This window comes from Alteromonas sp. 76-1, from assembly GCF_900654235.1.
Lineage (GTDB): Bacteria > Pseudomonadota > Gammaproteobacteria > Enterobacterales > Alteromonadaceae > Alteromonas > Alteromonas naphthalenivorans.
This window is the reverse complement of the sequence record NZ_LR136958.1, coordinates 227,133-252,093: the sequence shown is the minus strand read 5'-3', so window position 1 is coordinate 252,093 and position 24,961 is coordinate 227,133. Positions and strand designations below refer to the sequence as shown.

The following is a 24,961-nucleotide window of genomic DNA, read 5'->3' as shown; positions in this document are numbered from 1 at the left end:
CTGCGTAGTATGAGGCAACTTTTTTGATGGTTTTGGTTTCAAATGCACGCAGCCTCACCTCCTCAAGCCCTATTATGGGCTTACTTACTATCTCCCAATGGTGAAGTTAAAACCATTGAAGCGAAAGCCATTCCCGACGCCTTAGCACAATGTTCGGCTAGTGATGATTACCTGTGGTTACACGTACAGTCAGATGCTGAAGACGCTGGCACCTTATTACAATTTAGTGGCTTACACCAAACGGTTATAGACAGCTTACTTGCTTTAGAAACAAGGCCTAGAGCCATGAGCCTGCATCAGGGTACCTTGGTGTATTTGCGAGGCATTAATAAAAATCCCGATGCCGACCCAGAAGATATGGTGTCGCTACGTACTTGGTATAACAAAGATATTATTATTAGTGCTCGTCGTAAAAACAGGCGATTAACCTCCATCCAAAACCTTCGAGATGAAATAGCATCAGAACAGGTGCCAATTAGCCCACCGGCCCTCTTTCTGAACATGATTGCTAAAGTCGCTGATACCATTTTAGACACCGTTGATGAAATGGACGAGAGCTTAGTAGGGTTTGAAACCAGCGAACAACTTCGAAAAGAAGATAGACAAAATTTATCTATCGTAAGACGCCAAGCCGCCTCAATCAGACGCTACCTTGCGCCACAACGCGATGCATTAGATGCCCTGTTTCGTTTGCCCGATGCATTGTCCCAAAATCAGAGTTTTGAACTACGTGAGCAAACCGACCGCATGAGCCGTTATGTAGAAGACATGGACTTATTGCGGGAAAGAGCAATCGTACTTCAAGACGAGTTGCGAAACCGCATAGCGGAGCAACAAGGCGTGCGAATGTATGTTTTGTCTATGGTAACGGCTATTTTCTTGCCCTTATCTTTTTTAACGGGTGTGTTTGGTATGAACGTTGGCGGATTACCAGGCACTGAGTCTGCTAATGCTTTTATTTACTTAATGCTAGGTATGGGAGCATTAAGCATCTTTATGTTGGTGGCGATGCTGTGGAGGCGATGGCTTTAGCTAGTGTTTATCTAACCTTTAATACCATTAAAAATAATTAATATTCAACGCATTAGCACAAAGGCTAATATATTTTAATTTTTTTAATTCGTATGATTGTTCAAAATAGCGCTCTTTGCATTTCTTGCCTACACTTAGGCAAAACGCTTCAGTGGAGAACAACATGCGGTACCCTTGGATACTAGAAGGACACAAGATCTTTCGAGTTGTAATACTGATCCAATTAGTCATTTCTTTTGTTATTGGCTTTGTTACTGGCGATATCATCACTGCCGTTGTACTTGGCATTCCTATTGCTGTTGTGCCTTTATATTTCAGCCTTCAACAGCCCCATGCTGTAGTAAGTAAGCATGCTGTTGCAATAGGTATACAATTACTTACCGCCTTGCATATTCATCAAACCTTCGGGCTTATTGAAATGCACTTTGAAATATTCGTGACACTGGCGTTTCTTTCCTATTTTAGAGACTGGAAGGTGATTGCAACAGCCACTGCGGTGGTTGCGGTACACCATATCAGTTTCTATATTCTGGCTATTCAGGGAGCCCCGGTATTCATCTTTCAAGAAGGTGATTTAACGTTCCCTATACTATTAATGCATGCCGCTTTTGCATTGGTAGAAGGCGGCCTTCTAATGTACATGGCCAAACAAGCCCATCAAGAAGGAGCGGGCGCCGCAGAATTACGTGTCGCTATAGAAAATATGCAAAAATCTGAAGGGCAAATAGATTTATCTGTACCCTTTGAGCGAGAAAACGAAATACTCCGTCCCTTTGGCGAACTGATTGATCAAGTAAGAGACTTGGTGGCGTTAGCGGCTTCATTAATGAATGAGGTCGTAAAGGGCTGTGAGAAAATGGAAACGGCGGCTAGCAATATGTTTGAAATTAGCCGTAATACCGATCAAGAAATTGCCATGGTGTCTGCTTCGTCTGAAGAAATTGCGCAAACTATGCAAATGTCTGCCGAACAAACCACCCGTGCTAGCGACAAAGCGTCTGCGGCAGAGGCCTCTTCAGGTTCAACGCGCGACACTATTGTAACCACCGGTCGAACCATTGATTCGCTGCGTAGTACGTTAAATAATGCCGCTAAAACTAACACTGCACTTAACGAGCAATGTTCGCACATTTCAGAAGCTATGCGTGCCATTACTTCAGTGGCAGAGCAGACTAACTTACTGGCGCTAAATGCGGCCATCGAGTCGGCGCGTGCTGGTGAGCACGGTAGAGGGTTTGCTGTGGTTGCTGATGAAGTGCGTACCTTGGCCATTCGTTCAAAAGAAAGTGCTGATCAAATTACCTCGGTAACCGAGCAATTAGTAAGCCAAACGGCAAGTTCGGTAGACCAAATGCAAACCTGTATTCAGCTTGTTGATGAAGCTGTACTGTCGGCTGATACTGCTACCCAAGCAATGTCTGAAATCACCACGCAAATTCAGTTTGCCAGTGAAAGCATGACTGAAATTGCGACCTCTGCCGTTGAGCAAGAAACCGCATCGGCTTCCATCGCAGAAAGTACAGCTCGGTTAAGTGAACTGACTTCTGAAGAGCTCGCTACGGCGGAATCGTTGTCAGCAGAAGTAGAAATTTTGTCACAAATTTCACAACAAATGCGCTCTGCTATAGGTCGCTTTAAGCTGTAATGTCGAAAAAGGGAAGTTGGACGCTGTTGCTCGTATGGGCAATTAGTTTACTAAGTGCTGTTTTGTTTTATAGCCAGCGTCAAATTTCTGAGTTCGACCCTAAAGGCACCTTACTGCATCAATCAACAAGCGTCACCTTTGACGCTTCGTTGATATCTCTGCTTAAAAACTATGATGTGCCTGCTGGCAGTATTGTTCATGTGGGTACGCAGGAGAAGTGTTATTGCGACACCCTTACCGATTCTCATCAAACTCAGCTGATCAACAAACTAAGTCAATTAGGCTACAGCGGCTTAAGACTAGACATTGAAGATGTGCCAGAACTCGCCTCTATATTGCCTTCGGTACCTACCCTTATTGTTGTAGACACCCAGTATAACCTTCGCTATTTAGGGCCTTACGCTACAGGGTACGGTTGTTTCACCGGTAAAAATTTAGTGGATGAAATTAGCGGGTATGCATCAAGTTCGTCTTACATCAATGCCGTAGTAAAAACCGAAGCCGATGGGTGTTTTTGCAGCCCGCACCGTTAGGGGTGAGATAGCCCTTTCAAATGTGCCACTACACTGCGCCCAAGTGCGCTTAAATCGTATCCTCCTTCAAGCGTACTCACAACACGGCCATTACAGCAACTATCAGCAACACGCCTGATACGCTGGCTCACCCAAAAATAATCATCTTCGGTAAGGCGAAGGTGCGCCATAGGATCTTCAGCATGACCATCAAACCCAGCCGATATAAATATAAGCTCGGGTTGAAAGTTCTCTAGCGCGTTAAACCAATGGGATACTTTTTCTCGAAACACCTCGCCGGTGGAGCCCGCTTCAATAGGCACAGATAAAATATTACTCGCTGACACAGGCGCACCGCTATGAGGGTAAAACGGATGCTGAAAGCTAGAGCACATCATGATGCGCTGATCTCCTGCGATAATATTTTCAGTGCCATTACCGTGATGCACATCAAAATCGATGATAGCCACGCGAGAGAGTTGATAGTTTTGTAATGCATAGCGTGCAGCAATGGCCACATTATTAAACAGGCAAAAACCCATTGAGCCATCGTAGGTAGCGTGATGACCAGGGGGGCGAGCCAAACAAAATGCCTGTCTATCTTCGCCCTGCATGGCCCAATCTACTGCGTTACAACCCGCTCCGGCCGATTCCAAAGCGGCGGGCAAGGTGTACTCCATCATGCCAGTATCGTCATCTAACCAAGTAACGGGGTTGCTATCGCTATGATTTGCATCGGGGTGCGCTTTCGTGGCTTCGGACAGGTGTTGCGCGCGAGCAAATACACTTTGCACGTACTCTGGGCTATGCGCCAAAGTAAGGTAAGCCTCAGCGATGGGCTTTGCATCGGCGTGCTCACACACCATTTCTAAACCTGACGCTAATAGCTGATCGTCTATTGCGTATAGCCTGTCTGGCGACTCAGGATGCTCTGGGCCTAAATCATGTTTAACGCCATGTTTAGTGCGGTAAATTCGAATGGTCATGGTAACTCACTCACGTTTAATACTAATTCAACGTCACTGGGGTCACCGGTAAAAAGCCGCTTAAACTGCATTTGTTCAAAGATAGTGATCATGGGGGTGTTCTCTCCCCTGACATAGGCCACCATTTGGTTAATCTCACGGGCTTTCGCTATACGAATAAGCTCGTTCAACAAGCGGCTTGCCATACCTTTACCCTGCTGCGTTTCTCGGGTAACAAACGCCACTTCACAGGAGTTATTGCTGGCGTTGTAATAAAATCGACCTACTGCGTGAATGGTAATTCGAGACCCTTCTTGGCGTACTATACACAAGGCTACGTCAGAGGTTTGATCTACACTCACTAAGTTACACGACTTCTCTCTCGACATTTGTTTTGGGTCGTAGTTGTAGCGCAATCGCAGCGTTTCTTTGGTGTGAGAATAAAAGAACTCTTGTAAGCGGCGTTCATCAGCGGGATTCAGCGGGCGCATATAAAATTTTTCGCCTTGAATATTCAGCCGTTTAAGCTGAATAGCGCCTAGCTCGGGGATATCTGTTGGGTACTTTTCTTGGTAATGCGGTACCCAATAATGCTGCCTAACTTCTTCCAATAGCTGAGATCTGAATTTAGGATGCGCCACCCGAATAAGCTCAAGCGCGCGCTCACGAATACTTTTACCTTTAAGCGAGGCAATACCGTACTCGGTAACAACATATTGCACGTTCCCCCGCGAGGTTACTACGCCAGCCCCTTCAGCAAGCCGTGGCGTAATGCGAGATATGGTCTCATTTTTTGCCGTTGATGGCAGCGCAATAATGGCTTTCCCCCCTTTGCTAATAGAGGCGCCTGTTACAAAATCGACCTGCCCCCCAATACCACTATAAAAATCATATCCTAGCGAGTCGGCAACTACCTGCCCCGTTAAATCGACTTCCAACGCACTATTAATTGCCACCATGTTATCGTTTTTGGCAACATTGGTGGGTTTATTCACATAACTGCTAGGGTAAAATTCAATATGCGGGTTGTTATCGATTAAATCGTAGAGCTTACGGGTACCAATAGCGAAACTGGTCACTACCTTGCCTGGGTGGAAGGTTTTTTTCTTATTGGTAACCGCACCTGATGCTAACAGCTCAATAATACTGTCTGTCAGCATTTCGCTGTGAATACCTAAATCTTTGTGATGGCACAGGTATTTAAGGGTGGCACTTGGAATTTTACCAATACCGAACTGTAAGGTAGCCCCATCATCAACCAACATGGAAACGTACTGCCCAATACGTTCGGCCACGCTATCAATAGGTGGCGGCATCACTTCAACTAAGGGTTCATTCGCTTCAATACAGGCGGTAATTTCACTGACGTGAATATAGGAATGACCAGCCGTTCGGGGAACTTGCGGGTTAATTTGTGCAATCACATATTTACTTTGACGCACTGCCGACATAGCAATATCAACCGCCGCACCTAAGGAGCAATAGCCGAATTCATCAGGAGGACTTACATTTACCAGTGCGGCGTCTAAAGAAAGCGTGCCATCACTAAACAAACTTGAAATTTCAGAGAGAAAGACGGGGGTGTAATCGGCTCGGCCTTCATCAACGGCTTGCCGCATCGCTTGACCACCAATAAAGAAGGTATTGGCTTTAAATAGATTTTTATATTCATCATTGACCCAGCGTGTATCGCCAAGTGCAAGCATGTGTACTAATTCAATATCGCTAAAGCCATCGCTATTATCGATTAGGTGCTGAATCAGTGCGTAAGGTACTGATGCATTGCCACCCACAAATAATCGACAGCCCGACTTTATCAGCGCTTTCCAATCTGGTTCAGACGGTAAACCTATTGCCATACCCTCGGCCTTATTCCCGCTAATCTGTACCTCTATAATGACACATTTTTCCCGTTGTGCGTTACCAAGCTGGTAAGACAACAGGAAAAACGTTACAGCAGTAAAGTTTCCGTTAGTTCAGTGTGAACGGATGCAGCCAATTGCGAAAGAAAGGTGATATCGCAAACATGCTGTTTGACAGTCTGTGACCGTCTTCTAACAGTAACAACTGAGAATTACGCAACTTCGCATAATCAATACTGTGGCTGACAGGTATGACATCATCATTCCAGCCGTGGATTACACTGGTTTTGCCAGTGTAGTTATATTCTTGCACTTCGTAGTTTGGCATATATAGCGCCGGCGCTAGCAAAAATAAACCCCGTGCAGACACACGCTCAGCGGCCACCAAAGACACGTAACCGCCCATACTAGATCCTACCAGTATAACTTCGTCGCCTTGCTCTTCTACCGTATCAACCAATCGGGTGATGCGATCTTCTGGCGAAGGTAAATCTTGGTAATCCACACTAATAACATTAAAGCCAACATCGCTAGCTACGTTAGACAATGTAGTGATCTTACTGCCCCAAGGGCCGCTTTCTTTTCCATGAGAAAAAATGACAGTTGTCATCGTAAAACCTCAACGTCTAAGTTATTTATCTTGTTTATGAAACAGCTTTTCAACCATAACGTAAAACATAGGTACGAAGAAAATAGCTAAGAAGGTGGCAGCAAACATGCCCCCCATCACCGCAATACCTATCGCGTTTTGGCTTGCTGAACCTGCACCGCTAGCCATTGCCAGCGGTGTTACACCGAGTATAAAGGCCATAGATGTCATTAATATTGGGCGAAAACGCTGAGAAGCTGCGTTTGATACTGCCGTCATTAAATCTACGCCTTCTTCGTATTGCTCTTTTGCGAACTCAACAATAAGAATGGCATTTTTCGCCGCCAGACCCACCGTGGTCAAAAACGCAACTTGTAGGTAAACATCGTTTGGTAAATTGAATAAAAACGCTGCCGTCACCGACCCCAATATACCCAAAGGCACCACCAGCATAACCGCAAATGGGACAGACCAACTCTCATACAATGCCGCTAGACATAAAAATACGATGAGAATAGAAATAGCATACAGCATAGGCGCTTGCGAACCAGCTTGTTGTTCTTCAAAAGATAGGCCGGACCATTCAATGGCATAACCATCAGGCAATTGAGCAACCAGTTTCTCCATTTCTGCCATAGCCTCACCAGATGAAATACCTTCAGCGGGGCTACCTTGGATGTTAACCGATGAAATACCGTTAAAACGCTCTAGTTTTGGCGAACCATACACCCATTGTGTAGAAGCGAAGGTACTAAAGGCCACCATGTCGCCGTCTGCGTTACGCACAAACCACTTGTCTAAATCGTCGGGCGACATGCGATACTTTGCATCCGCCTGCATATAAACCCGTTTAATACGGCCTTTATCAATAAAGTCATTTACGTAACTTGAGCCCCAGGCAATTTGCAGTGCACTGTTAATTTCGCTTAGGTTTAATCCCAGCGCCGATGCTTTTTCGCTGTCTATATTCACCTTGAACTGAGGTACGTCGCTTAAACCGTTCGGGCGAACTCCAGCAAGTTTAGGGTTTTGTGCAGCCATGCCGAGTAACTGATTACGGGCATTCATTAAGGCTTCGTGACCATTACTTCCGCGATCCACAAGCTGCATATCAAACCCTGTGGCGTTACCTAATTCCATAATAGGCGGCGGCACTATTGGGAATGCCGAAGCATCTTCAATTTGACTAAACGCCCCAAAGGCGCGACCCACTAATGCAAAGGCTGAATCGCTATCATCGCGCTCGCTCCAGTCATTCAAGTTTACAAAACCCATACCTGCGTTCTGTGCTTGGCCTGCAAAACTAAAACCGACCACCGTAAACAAGCCGTTAACTGCACCCTGCTCTTGGTCTAAGAAAAAGTCTTCTGCCTTTTTAACCGACTCTAAGGTACGCCCAGCGGTTGCGCCAGGAGGCGTACTTATTAGCACCATTAGGCGGCCTTGGTCTTCATCGGGTAAGAATGCACCAGGTAATTGGGCGAAAATATACGCCATTCCTGCCACTAAAATACCGTATACCGCGAAGTAACGCTTAGCACGTTTCGCCATGTGGGTAGTGGTGCGCTGATAGCGGTCGCGGCCTTTGTTGAATGTGCGGTTAAACCAACCAAAGAAGCCTTTGTCTTTGTCATGTTCAGGATCGTGTTGTTTCAGTAGCGTGGCACATAATGAAGGTGACAGTATAATTGCTACCAAAACCGAAAAGCCCATGGCAGACACGATAGTAATTGAGAACTGGCGATAAATAGCCCCAGCAGACCCACTAAAAAAGGCCATAGGAATAAATACCGTGGATAACACTGCGGCAATACCTACTAGCGCACCAGTAATTTGTGTCATGGATTTTTTAGTCGCTTCAGCGGGCGGTAAGCCCTCTTCTTCCATAATACGTTCAACGTTTTCAACCACGACAATAGCGTCATCAACAAGCAAACCAATGGCTAGCACCATGGCAAACATCGTTAGTACGTTAATGCTGTAACCAAATGCCAGTAGTACTGCAAAGGTACCTAGCAATACCACCGGAACCGCAATAGTAGGAATAAGGGTAGCGCGCCAGTTCTGCAAAAATAGCAGCATGACGAAGAACACTAATACCACTGCTTCAATCAGCGTGTGTACCACTGATTCAATCGACAATTCAATAAAGGGCGACGCATCAACCGGATAAACCACTTTAACGCTGTCTGGGAGGTTGACTCGTAGCTCTTCAACACGCTGTTTTACCGCATTGATAGTATCAAGCGCGTTCGCACCGGAAGCTAAGCTAATAGCCATACCTGAGGCAGGGTGACGATCGTAACGAACGATAACGTCGTAGCTTTGCGCACCGAGTTCAACCCGCGCCACATCGCGGACTCGAACCTGAGAACCATCGGTATTTACCCGCAGCACAATGCTTTCAAAATCATCTACAGTTTGTAAACGTGACTGAGCTTGAATAGTGGCGTTAATTTGCTGGCCTTGAATGGCAGGTAAGCCTCCGAGTTGCCCCGCAGATACATCGGTGTTTTGCACTTCTACAGCGGCTTGTACATCTACTGGCGTTAAGTTGTAACTGTACAGTTTGTCTGGGTCTAACCAAATTCGCATCGAACGCTGGGCACCAAACACCCGCACACTTCCCACGCCGTTAACACGGGATACCGAATCGCGAAATTGAGACACCAATAAGTCACTTAAGTCGTACTGGCTCATTTGCCCCGTTTCGTCATAAAAGCCAATGGCTAATGAAAACGCCGAGTTAGATTTCGCAACCGTCACGCCTTGTTGCTGCACCTGTGTCGGCAGCAATGGCAGTGCAGCTTGCACTTTATTTTGGGTTTGAACCTGCGCAATATCTGGGTCGGTGCCTGGCTCAAAAGTAAGGCTAATAGACATGCTGCTGTTAGAGCTACTGGCAGAAAAATAACGTAAGTTATCGATGCCTGATAAGTTTTGCTCAACCACCTGCGTGACCGAGTTCTCAACAGTTTCTGCTGAGGCGCCAGGGTAAGTTGCAGTAATCGTCACCGTGGGCGGCGCAACTTTAGGGTATTGTTCAATTGGCAGGGTATAAATGGCAAGTACACCTGCCATCATCGTAATAATTGCAAGTACCCACGCAAAGACGGGTCTGTCGATAAAAAAGCGAGCCATAGTAAACTAATCCTATCTTAACGTGAGCCGCGTGACGATGACTGCCACTCGCTGGTGTTTACTTTACTGCCAGGTTTCACTTTTTGGTAACCAGAAACAATAAGTCTGTCACCCTCTTTGATACCCGAGGTGGCAATATATTGGTCTTTGTAGATGTCGCTAGTTTTCAGTGCACGCGCTTCTACCTCGTCGTTACTGTTCACCACATAGACTGACAATGAACCGTCTTGCTGACGCATAGTAGCGCGCTGAGGTACGAGTAGAGCCTGTTCTGTACCTGTAATAACGTGGCCTTTCACGAATAAGCCTGGTAACAACAACCCGTCTGGATTTGGCATTTCGGCGCGAAGGGCGACTGAGCCGGTACTTTCATCCACGGTAACTTCTGAAAACTTCACGCTACCCGTATGTTCGTATTTCTTACCCGTCGCCTCGTCCACAGTTAATTCCACAGGCATAGAGCCCTGTTCTTGCATGGCTTGGCGAAGAGTCAGTATGGCCCGACCCGACTCCTGCATATCGATGAAGATAGGGTTTAACTGGGTAATAGTGGCAAGTTGCTGCGTTTGGTTTGTGGTCGCTAGCGTACCTTCAGTTACAAACGAGCGACTGATACGGCCACTAATTGGCGCATACACCTTGGTATAGCCTAAGTTCACTCGCGCTAAATCTACCGCCGCTTGAGCAACACTAATCGCTGCTTGCGCTTGTTCTTTCTGCGCAATAACATCATCGTATTCTTGGCGACTAATCGCATTTTGTTTAATTAGGTCATCGTAGCGGCGAGCTTTGGCTTCTAAGGTTTTTAAATTCGCTTCTGCACTTTTAACGTCAGCAATGGTGCTGTTTAATTGGGCACGATAACGCGCATCATCAATTTGATAGAGTTGCTGGCCTTTTTCAACCTGTGCACCTTCTTCAAATAAACGCTCTGTAATCACCCCATCAACCTGGGGGCGTACCTGAGACTGACGAGACGGCGTAACCCTTCCTGGCAGAATCATTTCATGGGTTACTGATTGGCGTGCAATAGTAAGCACCGACACGGACTGTGGCGGCATAGCTTGCTGCCCTGCGCCCGCCTGTTCAGACTCAGACGAACACCCAATCGCACCTACCAACAAAGCTAGGGTAGTGATGACATAAAAAACGCGTTTCATAATAATTTCTCGAATTTAAAAACTGACGATTACCGGCAAACGAGAACGTTTAACCCATAAACTTAAATTTTGAACCTGTAATAATTTAGGTAGCTTCCATGCGCCGAGTTATAAATACCTTGGCATTAGTCAGCCCGATCACATCAACTGGACTAATGAGATCATACGCTTCCAATACAGCGCGACATTGCAGTAACTCAGCAAAGTAGCAAATGACTGTGACGAAAGGGTTACTCATCAGCTAGTATGAATAATGGGGCACCCTATTCATGACATATCTGACACAATCTTTACATTGTGTGCGCTTATACTAAAGATTAAAAGTAAAGGGAGTTAAAGATGCAGATCTTATCGGTCAGTTGCAGTATTTTCATACTATAGCGGTAGCCTAAGAATGAAAAACTCGCTTTTCATTCAACTTTGAGCATTAAAGCCCGTAATATCGCAATAAAGTTTGGTAAGCCGAAATAACATTTTGCGCCGCCTCGTGGCTGCCTCCTTTGTCTGGGTGTACTGTTGCCAACTGCTTTTTGTAGTGCCTTTTAAGCGTCGGTAGCGTGATTGGCACAGACTCGTCTAAGTTAAGTAAAGCGTGGCATTGCACAATACTTTCTTTTGAATCAAAAGCGGGCTCAGCCCCCATCATTCGCTGCCAAAAGCCATTCAATAAGGCCTCTACATCAGCCTCCCCAGTGCTGACCAAGTTTTGCCAATTCAGGTAGTAGTCTGCAAGCGGGTCGCTTTTATCTAATGTAGTGGCGTTAGTTCCACAGTCGCATTGGCTACTTGCTTTCAAGGGCCGTAGTACTATACGTGTGGTATGAATATCTAGCTCCCCCACCGAGGTATCTCGCCAAAGATTTCTTAGTAAATACAGGGCATGAAACAGGATGAAGTGAGTATTGAACAAAGCGAGGGAATCGCGCAGCGCATTGTCATTGAACAGCTGATAGGGTGGCGACTTAAGTTGGGAAATTAGCGCATACTCTGTCATCCCTTCTTCAAACTCTGCTTTTTGGGTAGAAAGTATATCTAGCAACAACTCGACTTTTTGCGCATTAGTCGCGTTAAAAGAAGGTATCTCTTGGGAACTTCCCATGGTAAACCTCATGTTTTTATCAGCTTATAGCATAGCAGAGGATTCTCAATTTCCCTTATGTAAAATCCACTCGGGCTTCTGACACCTTTGTAATTTCACTGCTTTATATGATTTTTGTAATATATCAAACACCTCCTCAACAAATTTAGTGGAAAATTTGAACCAAAATAGCCAAATGGCTGTTAAAGTTATGTTATTCAAAGCAACAATAATAATTAGGAGCTAACTTGAAAGCACTCATTGCACTGACCAGCATTATCGGATTTTTGATGGTGGTATTACCAGGCCCGCTATATCAGTACGCAGGCGTTGATTTAGGTACTGCATTTACCTCTCTGCGCTATGGCGTATATGTAGGTGGCGCAGCCATTATACTTATCATTCTACAAGTGCTAATAAAACGTAAAAGCGTCAGCTGGGGCAGTACATTTGTTTTCGCTGTACTCGCGTTAATTGCCGTCGCCATGCCGGTTAGCATGATGGGCAAAGCCAGTACCGTACCGCCTATTCACGATATTACTACCGATGTGACTAACCCTCCGGCGTTTGTGGCCATTGCGCCGCTACGTGAAAATGCACCTAACCCTATTGCTTATGAGGGTGGTGAGGTAACACGTCAGCAAATCGATGCTTACCCTGAAATTAGAACCCAATTATTGGCGCAAAGCATTGATGAAGTCTTTGCAGCTAGTGAACAAACTATTGACGTATTAGGCTGGGAGCGTGTGTCCGATGGCGCATTGCCCTATACGTTAGAAGCGACTGACACCACCCAGTGGTTTGGATTCAAAGATGATGTGGTTATTCGCCTAAAAGCAAAAGACGATAACACCCTTGTAGATATTCGCAGTAAATCTCGGGTTGGAAAAAGCGATTTAGGTAAAAACGCCGAACGCATCGACACCTTTTTAACTGCACTTCGCGCCCAGCTAAACGCAAACTAAAAGTTACTGTTAGCCGCACACAAAAAAGCTCAGGTATTCCCTGAGCTTTTTTATACGCCACATTCTTTTAGTGGGGTTAGTGGGCTAATTTCAATACCACTACGCCCGCCACGATAAGTGCTGCGCCAAAGTAGCGCGCGACAGAAGTCGGATCGCCATAAAATACAACCCCAACTAGAAACGTACCCGCCGCACCTATGCCAGTCCACACCGCGTAAGCAGTACCTATCGGAATATTTTTTTGCGCCATCCATAAACAAAAACCACTGGCCGCCATAAATCCTACGGCTAACAGTATCCCCAGCACGCGGGTTTCAGCTTCTTGAGATAGCTTTAACCCCACCGGCCAACCTATTTCTAATAAGCCAGCCACAATCAAATAAATCCAGCTCATATGCCTCTCCTTCTTGCGATTGGCTGCTTACCGAAAAGCTTTCACTAATATTTTTATACTACAAGCTAGCCAATTGAATGCTTACCGCCCCTAGTACCGCTGCGTTTAAGCGGTTAAACCAACGCCAAAATGACGGGCGCTGCATATGGTGCGCAAATTTAGCGGTGAGGGTACTTAGCCCAACAAACCATACGATAGATGCCCAAACTGCACCGAGGACAAACCACCATTTATTTAGCTGCCACTGGCTGGCCAAGTTACCCATTAATAGCAGCGTATCTAAGTAAAAATGAGGATTCAACCACGTCACCGCCATAGCAATCAGAAACGCACGCTTGAATGACGTTTGCTTCTTCGACATTTCAAGTACCAGCGCATCATCAGCCATAGAGGCTTTGAGTTTGTTAAACGCGAACCACAAGAGAAAGACCACGCCCGCCCACTTAGTGACTGATACCAATAACGGGTATTCTTGTAACAGTAACCCGAATCCCATCGCTCCTAAGCTAATAGAAATGGCATCGCTCACTATAAACAGCAGTACGAACAACCCTGTCCATTGACGCTTCAAAGACTGTTCGATTAAAAAACTATTTTGCGCACCAACGGCAATTATTAGGGTGCCGCCCATCACAAAACCACTCAACGCTGCCGCAAACATGAACTAAACCTCAAAAATTGGAATGAATAAAAAATAGGCGTTGATTTTAGCCACCCTTTTCAACTAAATTAAATTAATAATTTTTCTTTGTTATTAAATTAATTAATAACAGTAGAAAGGCCTATTTAAATAAGAGTGCCTACTTTCATCATGCTTGATTATGCTGCCCTACACAGTTTTCGCGAAGTGCTACGCTACGGTAGTTTTGAGCGCGGCGCTCAAGCGCTCAACTTGACTCAGTCGGCAGTTTCACAAAAGATAAAGCGACTAGAGCAACAAGTAGGCGGGCCGGTTTTAGTGCGCATGAAACCGCTTAAAGCCACGCCACTTGGCGAACAACTCTTATCTCACGTGCAAAAAGTGAGTGTGCTAGAAGAGCAGCTAACCACACGCAGCGGGGCGGCTGACTATGCTTCGCCACTAAGTGTTGCAGTAAACAACGATGTGCTGGCTACCTGGTTTACTGAGGTGATGGCAAGATTCAGTGAAATACGTTCTAACCCCGTACATATTTATAATGCTGATCAAACCCAAACTCGCACCTTATTGCAGCAAGGTAAAGTCATGGCCTGCATTAGCCAAACTGGCACTCCCATTACCGGCGGGCAATCAGCAAGGCTAGGTACTATGAATTATCAACTCTATGCTTCGCCTGGCTTTATACAGCGTTACCTTCAAAATGACATAAGCCCTGAACGAGTAATGAGCACTCCGGGGTTACTTTATGACGAATTTGATGTCACCCTACTCACCGACTATCAGCGAGAATGTTTAGACTTTCCGCCGTCGCTAACCACATGTCATTGGTATCCGTCGTCTCATGGGTTTGCAAAAATGGCCGTAGAAGGCGTAGCGTGGGCGATGTTGCCAACCTTACAAGTTAAACAAGAAGTGGCATCGGGCCAGCTCATTTCGCTATTTCCTAGCAAACAATTAGGTGTGTCTTTGTTCTGGCATTGGACAGAACAGGCATCACATGCCCTTGGCGATTTTAGCCAAGTGGTTAAACACATTTCAAAAGAACAGCTAACACCATGAAGTACAATAAACACATCGCGTATTACCACCAGCACGCTTCAAAGCTTGCTTCACAATACACTAGTGTTGCATTTGAGGATGTACATGGCGATTGGTTGTCACATATACCGTCGCTAACCCATACCACTATCTTAGACATAGGTGCAGGAGCAGGCAGAGACGCGAAAGCCCTGGCCGATTTGGGAAATCACGTAACCGCTATTGAGCCTGCAACCGCGCTAATGCAATCAGGCATTGCCTTTACGGGAGAGTCAGTAACGTGGATTAAAGATACCCTGCCCTTACTCACATCACAGAAAAAGCAACACTACGGGTTAATTTTGATTAGCGCGGTATGGATGCACTTAACCCACGTTCAGCAACAACAAAGCTTGCAACGATGTAGCCAATTGCTTTTAACCGAAGGGCTCCTAGTCATTACTTTGCGACACGGGAAATTTGATGACGAACGGGTGGCTAATCCGGTTAATGCTAGGGACACCATCGAGTTCGCAAAATCCTGTGGCTTAACCTTAATTCATAACACAGATTCTAGCGACAAACTGCACCGCCAAGGTGTCAGTTGGCAAACTCTAGTCTTTACAAAATAAGCAAAAATGTCGCTTCACTCCGAACACTTTTCATACTAACCTAGTGCCAGATTGCAGGTTAATTAAGCAAATTTGTAGCCATTCGGAGGGCTTTTTTTGGCTGTAGTACATAGACGCACCTGTTTCTTGATGCTTTTCGCCATTTGGGGGGTGCTGGTTAGCCTTTCTTTTCCTGTGTCTGCAACTCTTGATACCGCAACTACAGCGGTACCTGTTTCTGACACTATGCCAGGCACAATTAGTGAAAATGCATTACACGACTTTGAAAATGCTATTTTTCTAAACCCTCAGCAAACCTACCGAAAATTAGTTACACTTGCGCAGTCAAATGACTTCAGTGATGACGGCAAAGTTTGGCTGTTGTTACGAAAAGCCCAAACCGAGAGTGTATTAACCTTATACAAAGAAATGGATGCCACCCTTGCCACTGTCGCAACCTTCACCAATGTGATGACGAACGAACAAAATGCACTGTGGCTTTATTTAAAAGGGAGCCGGATGCACCAAACAGGCGATATTTCTGGCGCTATCGACACGCTGAAGTATGCAGTTGAAGTCGCTAAAGAAGATCCTAACAGTACTATTTACGTGCTTGCTATTAGGGAGTTAGGTTACGGATTTGCACTTTCCGGAGACTACTACCGGGCCACCCTCATACTGCAAGATGCTTATAAAAATCTCGTCATTTTAAACAACCCCTTTTTTAATGGGTTGTTAGAAGAGAGCTTAGGCGACACCTATAACTATTTAGGTAATTACACAAAAGCCATTGAGTATTACGAAGGTGCACTTACCTTCTTCGAGTCCATTGGCTACCAACCCCATGTTGCCAGTACCTTATTGGGCCTAGCTATGGTGAACCGAAAGCTGGAGAATTGGAATGATGCACTTTCCTACTTTGACCGTTACGAAATAGCGTTGAATTTTACCAACAAGCACAGCGAAAATTTCTATTTGCATTATGGCCGTGCTATGACAATGGCAGAAAGAGGAGAGTGTAACGCTGCTATTGGTGCTATTGATGATGCGCTGGGCTTATCGGGCCCCATTGATTACAACGCAGAACTTTACAAAAAACGCGCCCTTTGCAATTTAACCCTTGATAACTTAGCTGAGGCTAAACAAGATTTATCGAAAGCACGCACTATTTTTAACGGCATAGAAGCATTGCACAATACGCAATGGCACTTGGAGCTTGATTATATTGCAGGCTTAGTAGCATTTAAAGATAATCGCTTTGAGCAGGCTTTTGAATTTATTCATAGTTATTACAAAGACTTCCTCGAATTACAGCGTTTAAACAATTCAGAATATGTCACCCAAGTACAAACCACGATGGAGGCCGAGCGTAAAGACAAAGAAATTGCCCTCCTAAAACAACAAACACAACTTCAAGCGGTAACGGCAAGGGAGCAATCTCTGAAAGTGCGGCAGAAGAATATGATGCTGTCAGGGGTAGTTCTAATATTCGCTTTGCTACTTATTTTTGTGATTTTTCAATATAAAAACTCTAAAAAACTACTGGCGCTTTCTATTCGAGACGACCTTACTGGCTTACACAATCGGCGTTACTTCTTTGATTATTTTGAGCATAACCTCGTTAAGTTAAGCCCTCATCACGTAGGGTTGGCACTCATCTCTTTTGATATTGATAACTTCAAACACATTAATGACAATTTAGGTCATCACGTGGGCGATGAAGTCATTAAAACTGTGGCGCAAACTGCGGCAAATACACTACGTACTAATGACGTTATTGCACGAATTGGGGGAGACGAGTTTATTATTGCCCTTCCCCGCACTACGCTGTTGCAAGCCAAAGAAATAGCTAATCGAATCCTCGAAAATATAAGAAGCCACCGATTCATCACGAAAGAAGGCGCAGATTTTAGTGTAACGGCGAGTTTGGGCGTGGCATATCATCATCAAAATAAGTCCGTTACCTTTGATGTAAAATCATTAATGGAGTCTGCCGACACAGCGCTATATCAATCTAAACGTGCAGGCAAAAACCGTTTTACCGTAGCCGCTTAGGAAAAATTCGTTCAGAGCTTTCTTTTTAGCAAGGCTTACCTATTATTTAATTAAACCTCAAGAAAAAGACAATATGACCAAAGCAATATTTTTTTGCCTAAGCTTTTGTTTAGTTTCCTTTTTAAGCTGTGCAAATACGGGCTCTCGCTTAACTGCGACGGGCGGTATTACTGGGTTTGAAGGTACCGCCGGTGGCGGTATCACGCCTTGGGCTTTTATTAGCGGCTATGGCAGTAGAGAAGAAATAAACGGTACCGCGAATGTTCAATACCTTCATTTAAACGACTACACCTTAACCACTTTTGGTGCCAGCCTTGGCATTTACGATCGCGTTGAAATAAGCGTACAACGCCAAAGCCTAGATATTTCATCAGGCATTACCAGCAGTGTTTTCAGCTTACTTACCGATGGAGCAATTAACGCCGCACAATCTACCCGTATCGACATGGATATTGTATCTGCAAAAGTGAAAATATTGGGTGATGGCGTTTTTAGCCAACGCACTTGGGTACCCCAAGTGGCTGTTGGCGCACAATATAAAAAACACCGAGATTTTGATACCACGCTTCTATTGCCCGATGGCACCGGCCCGCTTCCTAATCAAGGTGTAGCGCGCATACTTGGGGCTAAAGATGATAGCGGCACTGATTTTTTTGTTTCTGCAACCAAGCTTTATTTAGGTCATATTAACGGTTTTAACCTATTGACCAATCTGACCGCCCGCTATACCAAAGCAAACACCTTTGGGTTACTTGGTTTTGCTAGTGAAAATGACGATAGTTATAAAGTGGAATGGGAAGGTTCTTTGGCGCTACTAACCAGCCCGTCAACCGTGGCCGGCGTTGAGTTTAGAACGCAAACCAATCGCCTAGGCGGGCTAGCAGAAGAAGATACGGTAACCGACGCCTTCATTGCTTACTTTCCCAATAAGTCATTTTCCCTCACCGCAGCTTATGTAGATTTAGGCAACTTGCCTATGCAGCCTAGCTCGACAGGCTTCTATCTAACTGCCACTGCTAATTTTTAAGTTGGTGATGATGAGTACCTATTTACACAAAACAAGAATAACGACAGCCGTAATTACACTACTTTTTACTCTGTTAGGCGGTATCAGTGGGTGTTCTAACACGCACACTGCCAAGCAAAACGCTACCAGCCTGTACGATGAAATCGGTGGCAGTAAAACCCTTAATACTGTGTTTGGTGTTGCCATTAATCGCATCTATAAAGACCCGGTTATAGGGCACTATTTTAATGGTGTACCGAAAAGCCATTTACGAAAACAACTGGTATCACAAACGTGCGAGCTTATTGGCGGCCCTTGTGTTTACGAAGGCAAGGCCATGTTAGAGACCCACAAAGATTTAAACATTAAAGAGCGAGAGTTTTATATTTTAGTGGAGTATGTGCAAGACGCTATGCGTGATGTTGGCTTAACCTATCAACAAGAAAATCAAATTCTGCAAAAATTAGCGCCTATCAAATCTGAAACCATTTACCTATAAAATGTAAATTTTAACGGCTGTCTCTAAAAAGCTGCGTCTAATACGTTATCTTATACGTAAGGTTAATATCACTATCAAAAAAGACAAATTTCCATGTATTTACGCTTTGCTAAATTGCCGCTACGTTTCTCTCCTATAGCTATTGCTATTGCGCTGTCCTCAACCCTTTTCATACCCGTCAGTTTCGCACTAGATGATCCTGATGTTGAAACAGAGCAAGATGTAGAACGAATACGTATTCAAGGCGAAGCACAAACACAAAGTGGACAATTTGTTTCAGCATCTCAAGGTTGGGTGTCGGGCGATACATTAATTGAGCGACCCATGCTTCGCACGGGTGAAATGCTAGAGTTTATTCCAGGCATGATGGTGACCCAACACAGCGGTTCAGGCAAAGCGAATCAGTACTTTTTACGCGGGTTTAATTTAGATCATGGTACTGACTTTGCGGTCAGTGTAGATGGTATGCCGGTGAATATGCGAAGCCATGGCCACGGACAGGGCTATTCAGATCTCAATTTTGTCATTCCCGAAATGGTAGACAACTTGAGTTACTTCAAAGGCACGTATTACGCCAACATTGGCGACTTCTCCAGCGCTGGCGGAGCATACTTCAGCTCTAAAGATAGCCTTGAGAGTAACCAGCTTCTTGTCACCTTGGGTGAAGATAACTATCGTCGTGCCGTCACTTTAAATTCAGCCAGTATTGGTAAAGGTACAGCCATTGCTGCATTGGAATACCAAACGTATGACGGCCCATGGACAGACATCGACGAAGACGTGAAGAAAAAAAACGCTAACCTGCGTTATATAGTGCCTTTATTTGATGGTGAATTGGCCATTAGCGGCATGGCGTATGAAAATAGCTGGAATAGCGCCGACCAAGTTCCCGCTAGAGCTATTGAAAGTGGTGTGATAGACCGTTTAGGCTCGATTGATACTCAAGTTGGCGGCGAGTCATCGCGGTACAGCTTGTCTGCCCAATACAATAGCGACACAGTAAATGCATCGCTATACGCTATCGATACCGACCTTACTCTGTTTTCAAACTTCACCTATTTCCTTGATAACCCAGAAACTGGCGATCAGTTCGAACAAGCTGATGATAGAAAAATTTACGGCGGTGAATTATCAACCACTTTACCGTTTGCCGTAACCCAAGGTAGCAGTATTACCCTTGGTGGCCAATGGCGTTACGATGATATTGGCAATGTAGGACTGTATCGTACTCAAAACCTAGAACGCCTTAGTACCATTCGAGAAGACGCCATAGACAGCAGCTCGTACGCCGCGTTTGCTCAATCTAATATCGTACTGTCAGATTCACTTACCTTATCCTTAGGTGGGCGTTACGACTACTTCGACATTGAGGTAGACAGCCAAATAGCTGCAAATAGTGGCGATGAAAAAGACGGCATGTTTAGCTTAAAAGCTGGCTTAAAATATCAATACACCGACACCATGACGATGTTTGCCAATATTGGCCAAGGCTATCACTCTAATGATGCCCGGGGAGTTACCATTACCCAAGACCCGACAACAGGCGAGTCTATAGCGTCTGCGCCTTTATTAGTGCGCTCACTTGGATACGAAACCGGCATAAACTGGACAGACAACAAAACCTATAATGTCTCTGCCGCCTTATGGCAATTAGAATTAGACAGTGAATTAGTTTACGTAGGCGACGCTGGTTTTACGGAAGCTAGCCGCCCTTCTAAACGTTATGGTATTGAGGTAAGCGCCTATTACTGGTTAAGCCACCACCTAACAGCAGACATTGAAGCTGCTTACACCAAAGCGCGGTTTAGTGATACCGTCGCGGGCGAAGGCGACCACATCGATGGCACAGTTCCCGCCGTGGTGAGTGCAGGCGCAACCTGGTACCAGCAAAGCAATCAACAAGGCTTCAGTTATACCTTACGCGCAAGATATTTAAGCTCACGCACGGTAGACAGCTTCGATACCATTGAGCCACCTTCAACCTTTTTACTAAACACCCAAATTGCCTACCAAGATACCGATTGGCAGATAGGCTTAGAAGTATTGAACCTGCTTGATAGCGATGCTCACGACATTGATTACTATTATGCCTCTCGCTTACCTGGCGAGCCCGAAGAAGGGGTAGAAGACCTACACTACCACCCAGTAGAGCCCAGAACAGTTAGGCTTACCTTTGGGATTAAATATTAAGAGGATACATGGATGAGCCTACAGCTATATATAGATATAGCTCTCAAATCTTCTCGCTGCCCGTGCGAACGGCCGGGCTAGGTCTCATAAAATATGTTTGATGTTAGCGGTGGCAGATTTAATCGAAAATGGACACATATCCACCAATGAGATTAACGACGATGACGAGCTTAAATCAATATAATGGCTTACTTCTTTTAGCAAACTTAGATAAAGCATTCGATAGAGGTTACATAAGCTTTCTAGATACGGGCAAAATTGTCATATCAGAAAAGTTAGCGGAACCAGAAGTGTTAGGTATCAATTCTAAAATGCGAGCTTCGCTTCAACGCTACCATCAGGAGTACCTTGTGTTTCATAGAGAACAAGGTTTTCGCTATTCAGCATAGGTGAAAACGTCTTCTTTTAACCTGAATATTGATTAACTTAGCGTTCATTTTTCGTTCATCCCATATCCCCTATTCTTCTTATTAGTTCCCCAACCTAATAAGGATATTCAATGTATAAACTTCTTATCGCTCCAACCTGTTTTTTAGCCGCAAGTGCTGTATTTGCGGCTGACAAACCCATTATTAATGCCCCTTCTTACGACTTTGCACAGGTTTCATTAGTGCAAACGGAATTCGCCGATTTAGATATCTTTACTCCGAAAGGCTTTGAATTTAAGGCAAGTAAAGAACTTGGAATGAACTTTTTTGGTGAAGCCACATATTTTACCGCTGATGATAATACCCAAGGGGTAAACATGGATGTCGACCGCTGGAAAGTGGCAGTTGGCTATATTCACCGCTTTTCAAATCGCACAGTACTGGACGGTAAAATTGGCTATGGTGAAATTGATATTAAGATAAACGATAGTGAAAATGCCGTTTCAGCAGGTACCGAATACCTTACCGGTGAGGCTAATATTCGACATATGATAGCAAACAATGTGGAAGTCTATGGCGGATTAGAATGGCAGAAATGGGATGAAGGTTCTGATCAAAAAGCCTATAAGTTAGGCACGCAATATTTCTGGGATTCGATAGCAGTTGGCGGTGAATATACTAAATTTTCCGATTCCGAGGTGTTTGCAGCCTTTGTTCGCTATACCTTTTAAAAAAATTTAATTATCTGAATAATATAAACAAAGCAGCGATAATCACGCTTTTTTCGCTGCTTTGTTTTCACACCTTCATACTATTGATGAATACCCTTAATGTTGTATATGGCTTATAACATAGCGGCTTGAAGCACCCTTACGAATCTTCAAAAAATAATCAATCGTTATGAGGAATTTACACATGGAAGAATTTATTGCATCACTTGATGTGGATCAGTATCTCCCTGGCGCACTAGCGTGGGCTACCAACATTTTACTTGCGTTACTTATATTAATTATAGGCATGTGGGTAGCAGGTAAAGCCTATAAGGGCATGGTTGCACTAGCCGGTAGATACCCCCAATTAGACGACACCTTATTTAAGTTTTTTGGTAGCGTAATACGCTACACCATCTTAGCCTTTGTGGGCATAGCCGTTCTTAACCGCTTTGGTGTACAAACCGCCTCTATCATTGCATTACTTGGCGCAGCGGGGCTTGCCGTAGGCTTAGCACTGCAAGGCACTCTGTCTAATTTAGCCGCTGGCGTTATGCTACTTATCTTCCGCCCTTACAAAGTTGATGACTTTGTAGAAGCAGCAGGCAAGTTTGGTAAAGTCACCGAAATAGATATGTTCACTACCATTTTGCAAACCTTCGATAACCAACACATTATCATTCCAAATAGCCAAATTTGGGGCGAGCAAATTACCAACCATTCACACCATGAAATTCGCGGTGTAGATATGACCTTTGGTGTTGCTTATGGTGAAAGTATTGATGCTGCTCGTGCCGTTATCGACAAAGTACTCGCTGAACACCCGCATGTACTTAAAGAGCCTGCGCCATTTGTTGAAGTAGAAACCTTAAACAACAGTTCGGTAGACTTCATTGTACGTCCGTTCTGTGAAGGTCAGCACTACTTCGATATTCGTTACTCAGTACCTGAGCAAATTAAGAAAGGGCTTGATGAAGCGAACATTGAAATTCCATTCCCACATCGTAAAGTTATTTTGGTTAATGAAACCAATCAATAACAAGTCTTGATGTGAAATAGATATGTAGAAAATAGCTAAAAGCGACTGTTCAATGTTATTGAACAGTCGCTTTTTTGTATGCGGTTTTGACTTGATTTACAACTACACCACCTGCCCGGCTGCCCAGCCGCTGCTCCACGCCCACTGAAAATTAAAGCCCCCTAACCAACCGGTTACATCTACCACTTCGCCTATAAAATAAAGGCCTTGTACGTTTTTAGCCATCATGGTTTTAGACGATAGCTCATCGGTATTTACCCCACCTATGGTGACCTCGGCGGTTCTGTAACCCTCGGTACCATTGGGTTTTATTTGCCAATTTTCTAGCGTGTTAGCAATAGCCTCGCATTCGCTATGGCTCAGCTGCTTCACCGGTACATTGCGCCATTGATGATATTCAATAAAGCTTTGTACCATGCGTTTGGGGAACACTTTGTTTAAACAGGTTGCCAGCAATGCATCTGGCGTGTCGGTGCGCGCCGTATTAATAAGCGCCTGCGCATCTTCAGTTGGGAGCGTATTAATGCTTAACGCCTCGCCTGCTTCCCAATAACTTGAGATTTGTAGCATGGCAGGGCCACTTAGGCCGCGATGCGTAAACAGCATAGCTTCACGGAATGAGGTGTCATTGCATTGTGCATTTACGTCTATGGCAATGCCGCTTAGCTCGGCTAATACGTCTTTGTCTTTATCTTGCAGGGTGAAAGGTACTAGTGCTGCGCGAGTGGGTAGCACGTTTAAGCCGAATTGCTCAGCCACTTTGTAACCAAATGGTGTTGCGCCTAGCTTCGGCATGCTTAAGCCGCCGGTGGCGATAACTAGCGACTCACATTGGTATTCACCCAAAGAAGTGTTAAGCGTGTAACCTGATTCGGTTTTTTCAACGCTTACAATGTCGCAGCGTGTGGTAATAGTTACCCCCGCTTTATCACACTCTTTTAGCAGGAGTTCTACAATATCTTTGGCGCTGTCGTCGCAAAATAGCTGGCCTAGGGTTTTCTCATGGTATGCAATGCCGTGCTCGGCTACCATTCCAATAAAATCCCATTGGGTGTAGCGGCTTAACGCCGATTTACAAAAGTGTGGGTTTTGCGATATGAAATTTTCCGGGCCAGCGTACATATTGGTAAAGTTACAGCGTCCGCCTCCAGACATAAGAATTTTACGCCCCACTTTTTTGGCGTGATCGAGCACTTCTACACTGCGCCCACGGGCACCGGCTTGCGCTGCACAAAACAGCCCTGCTGCACCAGCACCAATCACAATTACATCACGCTGTTTCACACTACTCACCTTTAATTGCTGTACCTGACTTGGAATATCGTACTAATTACCCTCACTGTCTAATAATAAGGCATGGGGCAAAAACGAGCTGAATTATACGTAATTAGTTTGCCCACTCAACGTTAGACTCGCTGATAGTTCAAATTAAGGCTATTAAAAGTAACTTAAAGTCTACTGTTGCTTAGAACAATATGAGGCT

General features: G+C 44.8%; 22 protein-coding genes. 13 read left to right on the top strand and 9 right to left on the bottom strand.

Annotated elements, in window-relative coordinates; genetic code table 11:
• Nucleotides 1-42: 42 nt before the first annotated feature.
• The 3 genes from ALT761_RS01020 to ALT761_RS01010 all read left to right on the top strand — a co-directional run bounded on the left by ALT761_RS01020 (nt 43) and on the right by ALT761_RS01010 (nt 3,210).
• Complete coding sequence (locus ALT761_RS01020; RefSeq protein WP_129735744.1) at nt 43-1,032, top strand: zinc transporter ZntB; 990 nt, start codon at nt 43-45, stop codon at nt 1,030-1,032.
• A 163-nt stretch (nt 1,033-1,195) separates the two neighbouring features.
• The gene (locus tag ALT761_RS01015; RefSeq protein ID WP_129735743.1) at nt 1,196-2,677 is read left to right on the top strand and encodes a methyl-accepting chemotaxis protein; all 1,482 of its coding nucleotides are present in this window, start codon (nt 1,196-1,198) and stop codon (nt 2,675-2,677) included.
• Nucleotides 2,677-3,210: a DUF6436 domain-containing protein gene (locus ALT761_RS01010; RefSeq protein ID WP_129735742.1), complete on the top strand. Its 534-nt coding sequence runs from the start codon at nt 2,677-2,679 to the stop codon at nt 3,208-3,210. The genes ALT761_RS01015 and ALT761_RS01010 overlap by 1 nt, the downstream gene beginning before the upstream one ends.
• Here the strand turns inward: ALT761_RS01010 and ALT761_RS01005 are convergent.
• From ALT761_RS01005 to ALT761_RS00980, 6 genes are all read right to left on the bottom strand, one after another.
• A complete protein-coding gene (locus ALT761_RS01005; RefSeq protein WP_129735741.1) occupies nt 3,207-4,175 on the bottom strand; it encodes a histone deacetylase family protein in 969 nt (322 codons plus the stop codon). The genes ALT761_RS01010 and ALT761_RS01005 overlap by 4 nt on opposite strands.
• Nucleotides 4,172-6,013 (bottom strand): bifunctional acetyl-CoA hydrolase/transferase family protein/GNAT family N-acetyltransferase, encoded by a 1,842-nt coding sequence (locus ALT761_RS01000; RefSeq protein ID WP_013786040.1) that lies wholly within the window; start codon nt 6,011-6,013, stop codon nt 4,172-4,174. Before ALT761_RS01000 ends, ALT761_RS01005 begins: the two co-directional genes overlap by 4 nt.
• Before the next feature lie 112 nt (nt 6,014-6,125).
• Complete coding sequence (locus tag ALT761_RS00995) at nt 6,126-6,626, bottom strand: alpha/beta fold hydrolase (protein WP_129735740.1); 501 nt, start codon at nt 6,624-6,626, stop codon at nt 6,126-6,128.
• 21 nt (nt 6,627-6,647) lie between these two features.
• On the bottom strand, nt 6,648-9,746 hold the full coding sequence (locus tag ALT761_RS00990; RefSeq protein WP_129735739.1) for an efflux RND transporter permease subunit: 3,099 nt from the start codon (nt 9,744-9,746) through the stop codon (nt 6,648-6,650).
• 17 nt (nt 9,747-9,763) lie between these two features.
• A complete protein-coding gene (locus ALT761_RS00985) occupies nt 9,764-10,906 on the bottom strand; it encodes an efflux RND transporter periplasmic adaptor subunit (RefSeq protein ID WP_129735738.1) in 1,143 nt (380 codons plus the stop codon).
• A gap of 427 nt (nt 10,907-11,333) precedes the next feature.
• Complete coding sequence (locus ALT761_RS00980; RefSeq protein WP_129735737.1) at nt 11,334-12,005, bottom strand: DNA-J related domain-containing protein; 672 nt, start codon at nt 12,003-12,005, stop codon at nt 11,334-11,336.
• Nucleotides 12,006-12,232: 227 nt separating this feature from the next.
• Between ALT761_RS00980 and ALT761_RS00975 the strand changes: the two genes are divergently transcribed.
• Nucleotides 12,233-12,949, top strand: coding sequence for a DUF1499 domain-containing protein (locus ALT761_RS00975; RefSeq protein WP_129735736.1), 717 nt, complete (start codon nt 12,233-12,235; stop codon nt 12,947-12,949).
• A gap of 76 nt (nt 12,950-13,025) precedes the next feature.
• Here ALT761_RS00975 and ALT761_RS00970 read toward each other — a convergent pair whose 3' ends face one another.
• Both ALT761_RS00970 and ALT761_RS00965 read right to left on the bottom strand, forming a co-directional pair.
• Nucleotides 13,026-13,343 carry a DMT family transporter gene (locus tag ALT761_RS00970; RefSeq protein ID WP_126872661.1) on the bottom strand — a complete coding sequence of 106 codons (318 nt, stop codon included), beginning with the start codon at nt 13,341-13,343 and terminating at the stop codon, nt 13,026-13,028.
• Between the two features lie 58 nt (nt 13,344-13,401).
• A complete protein-coding gene (locus tag ALT761_RS00965) occupies nt 13,402-14,004 on the bottom strand; it encodes a LysE/ArgO family amino acid transporter (protein WP_129735735.1) in 603 nt (200 codons plus the stop codon).
• Nucleotides 14,005-14,154: 150 nt separating this feature from the next.
• Here ALT761_RS00965 and ALT761_RS00960 point away from each other — a divergent pair, with 150 nt between their 5' ends.
• The 9 genes from ALT761_RS00960 (at nt 14,155) to ALT761_RS00920 (ending at nt 23,478) form a co-directional block, all read left to right on the top strand.
• Nucleotides 14,155-15,042 (top strand): ArgP/LysG family DNA-binding transcriptional regulator, encoded by an 888-nt coding sequence (locus ALT761_RS00960; protein WP_129735734.1) that lies wholly within the window; start codon nt 14,155-14,157, stop codon nt 15,040-15,042.
• Nucleotides 15,039-15,632 carry a class I SAM-dependent methyltransferase gene (locus ALT761_RS00955; protein WP_013786049.1) on the top strand — a complete coding sequence of 198 codons (594 nt, stop codon included), beginning with the start codon at nt 15,039-15,041 and terminating at the stop codon, nt 15,630-15,632. The genes ALT761_RS00960 and ALT761_RS00955 overlap by 4 nt, the downstream gene beginning before the upstream one ends.
• A 96-nt stretch (nt 15,633-15,728) precedes the next feature.
• Nucleotides 15,729-17,666: a diguanylate cyclase gene (locus tag ALT761_RS00950; protein ID WP_129735733.1), complete on the top strand. Its 1,938-nt coding sequence runs from the start codon at nt 15,729-15,731 to the stop codon at nt 17,664-17,666.
• A gap of 73 nt (nt 17,667-17,739) precedes the next feature.
• A complete protein-coding gene (locus ALT761_RS00945; protein ID WP_129735732.1) occupies nt 17,740-18,693 on the top strand; it encodes a DUF3034 family protein in 954 nt (317 codons plus the stop codon).
• 10 nt (nt 18,694-18,703) lie between these two features.
• Nucleotides 18,704-19,171 (top strand): group I truncated hemoglobin, encoded by a 468-nt coding sequence (locus ALT761_RS00940; RefSeq protein ID WP_129735731.1) that lies wholly within the window; start codon nt 18,704-18,706, stop codon nt 19,169-19,171.
• 93 nt (nt 19,172-19,264) lie between these two features.
• A complete protein-coding gene (locus ALT761_RS00935) occupies nt 19,265-21,361 on the top strand; it encodes a TonB-dependent receptor (RefSeq protein ID WP_129735730.1) in 2,097 nt (698 codons plus the stop codon).
• Between the two features lie 146 nt (nt 21,362-21,507).
• Nucleotides 21,508-21,750: an HNH endonuclease signature motif containing protein gene (locus ALT761_RS00930; RefSeq protein ID WP_172602831.1), complete on the top strand. Its 243-nt coding sequence runs from the start codon at nt 21,508-21,510 to the stop codon at nt 21,748-21,750.
• Between the two features lie 110 nt (nt 21,751-21,860).
• Nucleotides 21,861-22,460: a hypothetical protein gene (locus tag ALT761_RS00925; RefSeq protein ID WP_129735728.1), complete on the top strand. Its 600-nt coding sequence runs from the start codon at nt 21,861-21,863 to the stop codon at nt 22,458-22,460.
• Nucleotides 22,461-22,644: 184 nt separating this feature from the next.
• Nucleotides 22,645-23,478 (top strand): mechanosensitive ion channel family protein, encoded by an 834-nt coding sequence (locus ALT761_RS00920; RefSeq protein ID WP_057794772.1) that lies wholly within the window; start codon nt 22,645-22,647, stop codon nt 23,476-23,478.
• A 102-nt stretch (nt 23,479-23,580) separates the two neighbouring features.
• Here ALT761_RS00920 and ALT761_RS00915 read toward each other — a convergent pair whose 3' ends face one another.
• On the bottom strand, nt 23,581-24,762 hold the full coding sequence (locus ALT761_RS00915) for an NAD(P)/FAD-dependent oxidoreductase (protein ID WP_129735727.1): 1,182 nt from the start codon (nt 24,760-24,762) through the stop codon (nt 23,581-23,583).
• Nucleotides 24,763-24,961 lie beyond the last annotated feature (199 nt).